The sequence below is a fragment of the Donghicola tyrosinivorans genome (genome assembly GCF_003003355.1).
In the GTDB taxonomy this organism is placed as follows: Bacteria; Pseudomonadota; Alphaproteobacteria; order Rhodobacterales; family Rhodobacteraceae; genus Donghicola; species Donghicola tyrosinivorans.
This window is the reverse complement of the sequence record NZ_PVTQ01000040.1, coordinates 1-10,349: the sequence shown is the minus strand read 5'-3', so window position 1 is coordinate 10,349 and position 10,349 is coordinate 1. Positions and strand designations below refer to the sequence as shown.

The 10,349-nt window shown below is 55.3% G+C and carries 8 protein-coding genes and 4 pseudogenes; 3 read left to right on the top strand and 9 right to left on the bottom strand.

Features of this window, described 5'->3' with window-relative positions; genetic code table 11:
* The 3 genes and pseudogenes from CLV74_RS23065 to CLV74_RS22175 form a co-directional block, all read right to left on the bottom strand.
* Positions 1 to 193, bottom strand: a pseudogene (locus tag CLV74_RS23065) (hypothetical protein); the annotation flags it as partial.
* A 139-nt stretch (positions 194 to 332) separates the two neighbouring features.
* Positions 333 to 437 (bottom strand): annotated as a pseudogene (locus CLV74_RS22180) (IS5/IS1182 family transposase); the annotation flags it as partial.
* 92 nt (positions 438 to 529) lie between these two features.
* The gene (locus CLV74_RS22175; protein WP_106269099.1) at positions 530 to 1,537 is read right to left on the bottom strand and encodes an Ldh family oxidoreductase; all 1,008 of its coding nucleotides are present in this window, start codon (positions 1,535 to 1,537) and stop codon (positions 530 to 532) included.
* 203 nt (positions 1,538 to 1,740) lie between these two features.
* Here CLV74_RS22175 and CLV74_RS23310 point away from each other — a divergent pair.
* Together CLV74_RS23310 and CLV74_RS22955 are read left to right on the top strand one after the other, a co-directional pair.
* A pseudogene (locus CLV74_RS23310) lies at positions 1,741 to 2,148 on the top strand (LysR family transcriptional regulator); the annotation flags it as partial.
* Positions 2,120 to 2,344 (top strand): annotated as a pseudogene (locus CLV74_RS22955) (IS3 family transposase); the annotation flags it as partial. The pseudogenes CLV74_RS23310 and CLV74_RS22955, both read left to right, overlap by 29 nt.
* A gap of 32 nt (positions 2,345 to 2,376) precedes the next feature.
* On the opposite strand, the gene CLV74_RS22165 reads toward CLV74_RS22955, so the two are convergent.
* The 6 genes from CLV74_RS22165 to CLV74_RS22140 form a co-directional block, all read right to left on the bottom strand.
* Complete coding sequence (locus CLV74_RS22165; RefSeq protein WP_106269095.1) at positions 2,377 to 2,733, bottom strand: RidA family protein; 357 nt, start codon at positions 2,731 to 2,733, stop codon at positions 2,377 to 2,379.
* Between the two features lie 10 nt (positions 2,734 to 2,743).
* Positions 2,744 to 3,442: a DUF3726 domain-containing protein gene (locus CLV74_RS22160; RefSeq protein WP_106269093.1), complete on the bottom strand. Its 699-nt coding sequence runs from the start codon at positions 3,440 to 3,442 to the stop codon at positions 2,744 to 2,746.
* Positions 3,439 to 5,112, bottom strand: a complete 1,674-nt coding sequence (locus CLV74_RS22155) for a hypothetical protein (protein ID WP_245888661.1) — start codon at positions 5,110 to 5,112, stop codon at positions 3,439 to 3,441. The genes CLV74_RS22160 and CLV74_RS22155 overlap by 4 nt, the downstream gene beginning before the upstream one ends.
* 74 nt (positions 5,113 to 5,186) lie before the next feature.
* Positions 5,187 to 6,734, bottom strand: a complete 1,548-nt coding sequence (locus CLV74_RS22150; protein ID WP_106269091.1) for a BCCT family transporter — start codon at positions 6,732 to 6,734, stop codon at positions 5,187 to 5,189.
* A gap of 46 nt (positions 6,735 to 6,780) precedes the next feature.
* The gene (locus CLV74_RS22145) at positions 6,781 to 7,800 is read right to left on the bottom strand and encodes a membrane dipeptidase (RefSeq protein WP_106269089.1); all 1,020 of its coding nucleotides are present in this window, start codon (positions 7,798 to 7,800) and stop codon (positions 6,781 to 6,783) included.
* On the bottom strand, positions 7,797 to 9,242 hold the full coding sequence (locus CLV74_RS22140) for an aldehyde dehydrogenase family protein (RefSeq protein ID WP_106269087.1): 1,446 nt from the start codon (positions 9,240 to 9,242) through the stop codon (positions 7,797 to 7,799). The genes CLV74_RS22145 and CLV74_RS22140 overlap by 4 nt, the downstream gene beginning before the upstream one ends.
* 97 nt (positions 9,243 to 9,339) lie before the next feature.
* On the opposite strand from CLV74_RS22140, the gene CLV74_RS22135 reads away from it, so the two are divergent.
* Complete coding sequence (locus CLV74_RS22135; protein ID WP_106269086.1) at positions 9,340 to 10,194, top strand: LysR family transcriptional regulator; 855 nt, start codon at positions 9,340 to 9,342, stop codon at positions 10,192 to 10,194.
* Positions 10,195 to 10,349: the final 155 nt, after the last annotated feature.

Here is a 10,349-nt window from a genome sequence, read left to right as displayed (position 1 = left end):
TCGGGCGAATAAGGCTTCGTGGTTCTTTGCTTTCTATGTTCCATAACAGGCAATTCTCCGAGAGTTTTGCCCTCCGGTAAAGACGGGGCGGTTCAAACCGGCTTGCCAGTTCGGCGGCAGTCTCTTCGCCTTTCAGGGCTTCCAGAGCGACCTTGGCCTTGAATTCAGGCGCGTGCTGCTTCCGTTTCGACATCTCTGATCTCCTTCTCGTCGAAGATCAGCAGACTGCAAATAGTAGCTTATGTCTGTGTCCGATTTTCGGGGGGCAACTCAGCGAGAAGTCCGTTAAGGACATCCGCCGGGCCACACGCAAGCAATACTCAGCGGAAGAGAAGATCTGGATCAAACCAGATCGAAAGCGATCCGCGTCGCTTCAGGCTATCGTTGTATGCCGACCAGTTCGTGGTCTTGTACTTTGTAGGGGTCCAATTGCTCATGCAGCCCAGCTATCATCCTGGATTCATGAGGTGAATCCCTCGCGGAATTTGTGCCACAAAGCCCGTATCGATCATTGAATGCATGCTCATCCTCAACTCCGAACTAGGCGCTCGATGCGCTGCAAAAGCGCGTCGTCTACTTTGACCCCCTTGACCTCAATCTGGCTCCGGTTGTCACGACGCCGCCCGCCGGGCAGACGCGTGCCGTCCTGCTCGGTGATCGACGTGCAGAGCCGCGCCATCGAGGCACCGAACGTGGGGCCGCCGAAGGCATCAGGGTCGATTGCGATAAAGAACTGGCCGGTTCCCGGAGGGCCGCCTTTGGTTCCCGAAAACGGGCTGGCTTCGGTGCTGAGATTTGCACCCGAAAGTGCGGCTGCCAGAATTTCGACCATCAAGCCCACGCCAAAGCCTTTGTAACCACCTGCAGGCAGCATCGATCCCTTAAGGGCCAGGTCGGGATCGGTCGTCTCGTGACCTTCGATATCCAGCGCCCAACCCGGCTCGATCGGCTCTCCTGTCCTGCTGCGCAACAGGATCTCTGACTTGGCCACGACGCTGGCCGACTGGTCGATCACAAGGCTCACGCCTCCTTCGCCGTCGGGCACAGCAAGCGAGAAAGGGTTGGTGCCGATTACGGGCCGCTGACCGCCTGATGGCGCGATGGAAGCGGGGGCGTGTGTGAAGCAGAGTCCGATCAGCCCCGCTTCGGCGATGCGCTCGGCGTGGTGGCCAAGAACACCGCAATTGTACGAATTGTGAATGGACATAGCGGCAATGCCCGAATGCTTGGCGGCGTCAGTGAACGCGCTCCAGCCTGCGTCAATCGCGGGATGGGCAAACCCGTTGTCCGCGTCCACCCGAACAGCGCCCGGTCGGGTTATTGTCACGCTGGGCGCTGCGTCCCGCGCGACCTTTCCGCATTCCAGATGTTCGGCGTAGATCGGCACATAGAGAAACCCGTGACTGCGAATTCCGTCCCGCTCGGCCAGGCGCGTCGATCTAGCGACCGAGGCAGCCGCATCCGCAGTGGCACCGGCAGACAGCAGGACACGCTTCGCTAGGTCCTCGATCTCGTCTAAAGTCAGCGTCTGGCTCATTCATGGTCCTCCTTGCCGTCATTTGGACCGGATTGAAAAACTTCAATCAATCAAATATTTTTGAACAAGATTTCAAAATTTCTGAATTGCGAGGGGCGCAGGTGCTAAAACTCGAAACACTCTGAGTAATCCTTGCCGTCGCACAGCACGGCAACCTGCGCGATGCGGCGGATAAATTGTGACCCACGCAATCGGCTCTTTCTATGGCGCTGAAGCAGGTCGAAGACGAACTCGGTGGCCCACTTCTCGAAACAGATCGGAAGCGGGACCTCACTGATCTGGGGCGTTTCGTGAGGGACATCAGCGAAGACCTTGTCCGCGAGCACGACAATGCGATCAGCTTGATCCAGGGATATGCGAAGGGGCGGGTAGGGCGGCTGCGTATAGCGTCGGTGCCTTCGGTTGCCGCGTTGATCCTGCCCGATCTTCTCAGCGCTTTCATGGATGCCCACGAAGGCGTGCAGGTCGACTTGATGGACAGCGACAGCAGTAACGTCAGCGCTATGGTCGCTTCGGGCATCGCAGACCTCGGCATTGCCGGTCCCGCTGCGCAGAGCCGGTCGCTGCGGGACGGTCCGCATGCGCGGCAATTGCCATGCCAATGCTGTCGCGGAAAGCTTCTTGCAGCTTCTAAAGCGAGAACGGATCCGCTGCCGCACCTACTTAACCCGCGAAGCTGTACGGCAGGACGTTTTCGAGTACATCGAGATGTTTTACAACCCGAAACGCAAGCACCCGAACACCGGAATGCTGTCACCCGCTGACTTCGAAGTCAGACAGCAGAAACTGAACGAGGCAGGCGTCTAGGAAACTAGGGCGCCTCGCGGGGCAATTCAGTTTTAAGCGTTAGGATTACGCGCTACCGCGACCATCTCTACCCGCATTCCGGGCCGAGCCAGCGCAACGCCGCATGTCGCGCGCGCTGGCGGGTTTTCTTTATCTACCCATTCATCCCAGACGGCGTTCATTCCTTGGAAGTCAGCCATATCCGTCAGCCAGACCTGCACAGAGGCAATATCTGCTTTGGATCCGCCAAGCTCTGCCATGACGGCATCAATTTCAGTCAGAACTTCACGGGTTTGCACCGTGATATCGCCGGTTAGCGTGGTCGGTATCTGGCCAGCCAAAAAGACGGCGTCGGCAATGGTGACAGCTTCGCTCATTCGAGGGCCGGGATTCAGTCGCGAGAGGGTCATCGATCTTCCATTAGTCGTTATCAGAGGTTCCTGCGCCAGCACCGCTGTTACGGGATTGCTCGGTGGCTGGAACGGTTGTGCGCATTGCCAAAGCATCAAGCGCGGTTATTGTATGTGGGGATGCCAGAGCAAACAAACTCGCCCTGTCGGGTTCAAATAGGTCGCTGGACAGGCTCAAGGTGATCGTCGCGACAGATGCGGACAAGAAAGCGGATAAAGTTTCAGCATCGGTTTTGACACTATTACCCACCATCAGATTTCGCCCTTCCCATTCGATAGCAATAGAACCAACTATCGTTGCTGCGCATTGAGCAATAAACGGGAGGAGCAATACGGGCTGCCGAACCGCGCCTACCTTAAGATGATCATTGCTTGACGCAAAAACAGATGTCGCAAAATCTGACAGTGCGGCGCCAGTCGTCAGCGGGCAAAGCGGCTTTCCGTCGGAACTGACCCAAAAGACGTTGGACATGACCGGCGCGTTGAATGTTGGGGCCACAATCGCGGCCAATAGGACTGCTGTCCCGTCGATGCCATTTGCATGCAGCCAGCCCACGGCATTCGCAGCTTCCTCGGCGATGCCCCAACTATAGCCAGCGCCGCGGGTTGCTTTGAAGCAGAGCGTCTCTGTCTCTGTGCGGCTTAATCGGACGCCGACCGGCGCATGGGCGGTTGCCGACATGAATTCAGTAGCTTCAGACATGTTCATGCCACTCCCCTTGCGCTCATTTCAAATGGATATGGCGCGCCGCTGAACAGGCTGATGCGAACCCATTTATCAGATCGCGGGTCAAAATGAGTGGCACCGAAAAACGCCAATTTACACCGCATCAGGTCGATCGGGAGCATGTCGCGGGCAATGAGGTTGTCACGCACTTCAGCGTAGGGATGTTTAGGGGCCTGCTGTGCGCGACGCACCATCAAGCGGTGTTCGGGGTGCGCCAACAAGAATTCGCCGGCACGAGCGGATGGCGGCCATGCCTGCAACGCTTTGTAGAGCGATTTGGCCAAGTGCGCGACGCCGAGCGGCTGTTCGAGGTCAACGCCTTCTTCTGCAAAGCGGTTCCCGAGGCGCGGTTCCAGCTTTTCTTCTGACACATACCAAAACTGTGCTGACTGGTCCTCTTGGTCAAAGTCGACGTTAAGCGCCCAAGCATAGTGTTCTTGCAAGATGTCCAACTGAGCTTGGACTGTTTGCGCGCCGTCGATCCGGAACTGTGCGCGTTCATCCGCGCTCATACAATCGGCAAGGCCGTCAATAAGATCGCCGTGAGGCTCTAGCATGATCGAAACGAGCGCCTCTTGTCCTTCTGTGCTTAGGGTGTTCTCAGCCCAAAGCCAAAGTGCGTTCCAAGGGTGGTCAGCGTTAGGCCAATCCGCAAGGTGCGCTTTGATTAGTGCCAAGTCGCGCCGAAGGTCGTCTAGTTTCGTAACTTGGATCGGATGCTCGGACTTCCAAGTTCGGGCATTTTCATTCGCGGCCTCAAGCGCTGCTAGAAGATCAGATTTGGCCTGCTCTGTCACAGCTGCCAACGATCGGACCCGCGCAAAGGCCTCTTCGCGCGCAAACATCCAATTGTTGATAAGGATAGGGTGACGCACCAGAAACGGCGCCATGCCGAGGCCTGTTGAATTGCCAACGCCTAAACGGCGGCAGATGTCCATATCGAGGGTGGCTGCGCGTTCGCCGCCCTTGGATCGTGCGAGGTGATTGACGATATCAATCGTAAACCAACGTGTGAGCCATACCGAAAGCATCTCTGCTTGAAAGGGCGCTGAAAGCTCAGGTCGCTCTGCAATTGTGGCTCGATCCGCTGCACCGAACTTACCGGAACCATATACCGCGGTTGTCCGCATCAAGTATCCGACAGCTTCGATTTCTTCGATGTCTGGCTGAGCACCTTGTGCCAGCGCATCTACGACATGTTCGAAAAGACGGACAGATCGGTTTGCGCGGCTCAATGAAAGCTCGCGCTCGGTGATACGGCCTGCCTCTTGATAAGGTACGTTGGCCTGTAAACGATCAAGATCGTCCGAAGATGGCACACCGTCAAAAAGCGTAAACGTTGCATCCCAAGCAGTAGCGATGACACGATCAGAGCGCATTTCAGGAGGTAAGTCATGGGCAAAGGCCACAAGTGAATACGTTCTGACTGGACCACGGGCACAGTAAACAGCGCGACCAACACCCTTGGCGTCCACATCCCAAACGGGCCGATCAAACACCCAACCTTCGGCTTCGACGCGGCGCATGAGGACGCGCAGGAACGAAAGTCGCATCGGGTGCGCGCTTCCCATGCGTGACAAACGCATGACCTGATCTGGGTTCCGGTAGAATTCTGCCGGCGTTGTCGGAGCATGCATATTCGCCTGTTCCATCATCTGATCCTGTTCGAGAAAAGGGATCGAGGGCGGTAGGGAGAGTATAGGGCCGCCGCCCCCGATTTAGGGAGTTACTTGCGGCCGAGGGCCAAAGTGATGCGCAGTGCGTCCCATAAGGATGGCAGCAGTACCAACGATACAGGTACCGCTGTCACGACGATGAAGCTTTGGAGTTTTCCGACCCCGCCACCACCTGTTCCAATCAGGATCAGTGCCATGACAGCCATCGCTATCCCCCAGAACGCGCGGAGTGCGGTCGATGGGTTCTCATCAGACATGGAGGCAGCGATAACAAAGCTCATCGAATCCGACGTGGTCGCCACGAAAATCATCGTCAGCACAAGGAACAGCAGCGACAGGACAAAGCCCATAGGCATCGCTTGGGTAATCGCGAGCAGACCAGCAGGCAGATTAAAGCCTTCGAACGGACCAGAGATTACTCCAGGGTTCGCCTGTTCCAGCGCAATGCCACTGCCACCAATAATCGTGAACCAGAAGTTCGTGATGATCGGCGCGACGATTGCGAGAAGAATGATGATCGAACGGATCGAACGGCCACGGCTAATCTTTGCAATAAAGATCGCCATCAGCGGTCCGTACCCGAGGAACCAACCCCAGAAGAACACGGTCCACCAGCCCAACCAACCCGGTTCGCCAAAGAGGCCTGAGTCTCCGCGGAACATAGCCATATCGAAGAAGTTCGTGAGGTACGTACCCATGCCGCCAGTAAACCCCGCGAGGATCGACGATGTCGGGCCAAAGACCAGCATGAAAGCCATCAGAGCGAACGCCAGAATGACGTTGAACTTCGACAGAAGCTGTATGCCTTTGTTCAGACCCGAAATTGCGGAAACCGTATAGATGCCAGCCAAGCCGAGGATCATCACGGCTTGGGTTGCAAGTGTGTCAGGGATGCCGAACAGAGCATTCAGGCCATAAGACATCTGCAGACCAAGAAAGCCGATCGGACCAACGGTGCCAGCAACAACAGCGATAATGCAGGACGCATCTGCGATGAGACCGATGGGACCATTGATCGCTTTGTCCTTAAATACCGGGTACAGCAGCGTTCGCGGTGCAAGCGGCAGGCCTTTGTCATAGTGATAGTGCATCAACATGACGGTTGTGAGGGCACCGAGGATCGCCCAAGCAAGGAAACCCCAATGTAGGTAGGCCTGCGCCAAAGCGGCATTGGCTCGTGCGGTCTCATCACCACTCAGATCGCCAAAGAGCGGAGGGGTCCAGAGATAGTGCGCAATCGGTTCACCGGCTGCCCAAAAAACACCGCCACCCGCCAGCAGCGTACACATGATCATCGAACCCCATTGGAAGCTCGTGAACTCTGGCTTTTCCAGATTACCAAGGACAGCGCGCCCACCCGGCAGGACACAAAGGACCAAACCGATCAGGAACGTCGCCAGCAGCAACAGTTGCCAGTACAGACCAAAGTACTTCGCAGACCAGTTGAAGCCCGTATCGACCATGGCTGACAGCCCTTCGAGGTCGAATAGTGCCCAAGCACAGAAAAGAAGGATAAATCCCCCTGTGATTGCAAAAAGGGGCTTGTCCACCTTTCCGAGTCCGGTGCTTTCGGCACCGGTTTGTGTTGTATCGCTCATCTCAAGGTTCCTCCCATGAACGACAGTTTCTATTTTTGATGTGAGCTTATTCCGCAGCCCGTACGTGGCTTTCGGATCCGCCTGCGGCGGGTCCGAAACTCTTGGCAAAAAACCGGTGCCAGTTGCCCCCCATGACACCTTCAATGCCCGCCTTATCCAGGCCAGCAGCACACAAACCAGATTCAATCGTTTTGAAGTCGCGGTTGTCGTTGAACCATTCCGGCATGGGCGGGAACCCTGGATTGGCTGCACTCCCTTCGCCGTAGTCGATTGACTTTGTCCAACGTCCGACCCGCATCCATTCTACGATGCTATCGGGCTGGTCCTGACAAAGGTCCGTTCCGATCCCGATATTCCCGTGTCCCATCAGATCAGCGGTCCGAACGATCATGTCGCAGAAGCTCTGCAATGTGCATTTCGATCCGTCGCGCAAATGGTGCGGATAGACAGAAAATCCGAGCATCCCTCCCGTTTCACCCAGAGCCTTCAGAACGGTGTCTGATTTGTTGCGCAGCGCATGGTGCCAGGCGTGCGGGTTTGCGTGAGTGATCGCGATTGGTCGGGACGAATGTTCAATCGCATGGAGCGTTGAACGCTCACCTGAATGGCTCATATCTACGACCATGCCGACGCGGTTCATCTCTGTAACCACTTCGCGACCCATGCGGGTAAGACCCGTGTCTTCGGTCTCATAGCACCCTGACGCAAGGAGCGACTGGTTGTTATAAGTCAACTGCATGAACCGCATACCAAGCGTGTGCAGTATTTCGATCAAGCCAATATCGTCTTCCATGCAGGACGGGTTCTGAGAGCCAAAGAATATCGCTGTACGACCTTCTTTTTGGGCCTTCTCGATGTCCGATGCTGTGCGGCCCTGAAAAATCAGGTTGGGATATTGTTCAAACCACCTGTTCCACTTTTCGATTTGAAGAACCGTCTCGCGAAAGGTTTCGTGATAAGTGATCGTCACATGGACAGCGTCCACATTACCTTCACGCAACTGCCGAAAAATCTTCTCGGACCAGTTGGCGTACTGAAGACCGTCGATCAGAGGCGCGCGTTTCATGCAGGCTCTCCAGATGCGACATAGGCTGTCTTAACGGTGGTATAGAATTCGGCAGCATAACGTCCTTGCTCGCGCGAGCCAAAGCTTGATGCGCCACGACCGCCAAACGGAACATGATAATCGGTTCCAGCCGTTGGCAGGTTCACCATGACGCATCCGGCACGCATGTTGGCGCGGAAGTGATTGGCGCGAGCGAGGCTCGTGGTCATGATACCCGCCGTCAGGCCAAATTCGCTGTCATTTGCAATATCAAGGGCCTCGGAGTAGCCACCAGCTTTGATAACACAGGTGATCGGGGCAAACATTTCTTCACGATTGATACGCATATCGTTGCGCGTTCCCGCAAATACAGCAGGCGCCATGAAGTAGCCTTCGGTTTCGCGCTCCAATCTTTGACCACCACACAAAAGCTCTGCACCTTCGGTCTGACCCAGCGCGATGTAGTCGAGATTCTGGTTGAGCTGGCTTTCGCTGACCACTGGACCGATCTGGGTCCCTTCTGCCAATGCATGACCCACTTTGTAGGCCTGCGCGGCAGCGACGAGTTTCTCTACGAAAGCATCGTGAATTTTCTCGTGAACGATCAGCCGGCTCGCAGCAGTGCATTTTTGGCCAGTCCCGCCAAATGCAGCTCCAGAGGCGTGCGCAACCGCCAAGTCAAGATCGCAGTCATCCATGATGATCATTGGGTTTTTCGACCCCATTTCCATCTGGACTTTGGTCATATTCACAACAGCCGCCGCAGCGATACCACGACCGACAGGAACAGACCCGGTAAAGCTGATCGCATCAACTTTCGGGCTTTCCACAAGCGCCTGACCAATCTCGCGTCCAGACCCCATAACAAGGTTGAAAAGGCCTGCAGGGATATCTTGCTTTGCAATGATTTCCGTCAGAAGGATCGCGCTCGCGGGGGTAACATTCGCCGGTTTCCACACGATGGCATTCCCGAAGGCCAGCGCAGGCGCAATCTTCCAAGCCGGTGTCGCGACAGGGAAGTTCCAAGGGCTAACGATCGCAACAACGCCAACGGGTTCGCGACGCACATCAATTTCAATGCCAAGGCGAACGCTTTCCGCCAGATCGCCCTGATTGCGAAGAACTTCAGCCGCGTAGTAGGTGAAGAACTGTCCCGCGCGATAAACCTCACCTTTGCCTTCTGCCAGCGGCTTACCTTCTTCACGGGCAACCATCTCGCCAATCTCTGCCGAGCGGGCCATCAGTTCTGTGCCGATTGCCATCAGTACATCGTGACGTTTTTGAATGCCGGAAGCCCACCAAATAGGCTGTGCGGCACGCGCTGCGTCCAGCGCAGATTGTAGCTGCTCACCACTTGCTTGAGCATAGTGACCGATAATGTCGGAGAGATCAGAGGGGTTACGGTTTTCAATCTCGCTTTGGCCAGATTGCCACTGACGGTTGATGTAAAGCTGCGTGTTCATCCAGAAACGACCCCTCTATTTTGACTTGCGTTGGTATTGGCAGCACGACTAACTTCAATCAATCTTGAAGTTTTGAACATTTTTTCAGGAAAACTGAATGGCTCTGAAGTTGGAGATGCTGCGCGTTTTTCAAACTGTCGCAGAACAAGGGTCGCTTTCACTGGCGGCCGCAAAACTGGGGCGAACGCCCTCTGCTGTTTCGATGATGCTATCGCAACTTGAAGATGATATTGGCGACCGACTTTTTGAGACCGATCGAAAGAACAAACTCACGCCTCTCGGTAGTCTGGTCCTGGAAGAAAGCCGAAGAGCCAACGATGCCTTCGTTCGCAGCGCCGAAGCGATCCGACGTCATGCGATGTCAACTGCAGGGTCGATACGGATTGCAGCAGTTCCATCCGCGACCATAACGCTCTTACCGAATGTTGTGGCCTCATTTCGAAAACACAGACCGGACGTGAGACTAGAAATCAGCGATGTTGATACCGCATCTGTGATCCGCCGCGTCCAACTTGATGAAGCGGATATTGGGATCATTTCATCTGAAACAGACACGAGTCACGATGGGGAAATAATCCTCACGGACGGTCTAGGAATCGTTTGCCACAAAGAGGCAGCCATCTTTGAGGCTTGGGTAGAAGGCCAGCAGGGCTGGGACGTTCTATCGCTTGAACCCTTCATTTCAAACCCGCTTTGTTCCATCGTAAAAGCGCCAGAGGTGAAGGCTATACTTCTCGAGTGCAACCTAGAAGCAAAGAACACGACAGCTCTTTTGGCGTTTGTAAGGAATGGAATTGGGGCAACGATCCTTCCCGAAAGTGCGATGATCACGGAACCAGATTTAGTGTTCCTTTGCCCCGCCAAAAATCAAGCGAAACGTCACCTGATCAAGATACATGCCCCTGATCGGAAAATGAGCCCAGTCGCTCGGCAGTTCTGGGATAGATTATAATTCCTCGTACTTTGGTTCGAGCTTAGTGAAGTCAGAGGTGGTCGCGGGATTTCGGACCAGGTGCTAAGCTGTAGCGCCTGAGGAAGAACGCACAGAAATGACCAAACGGAAACGCTATTCGGCAGAGTTCAAGGCGAAAGTGGCTTTGGAGGCCA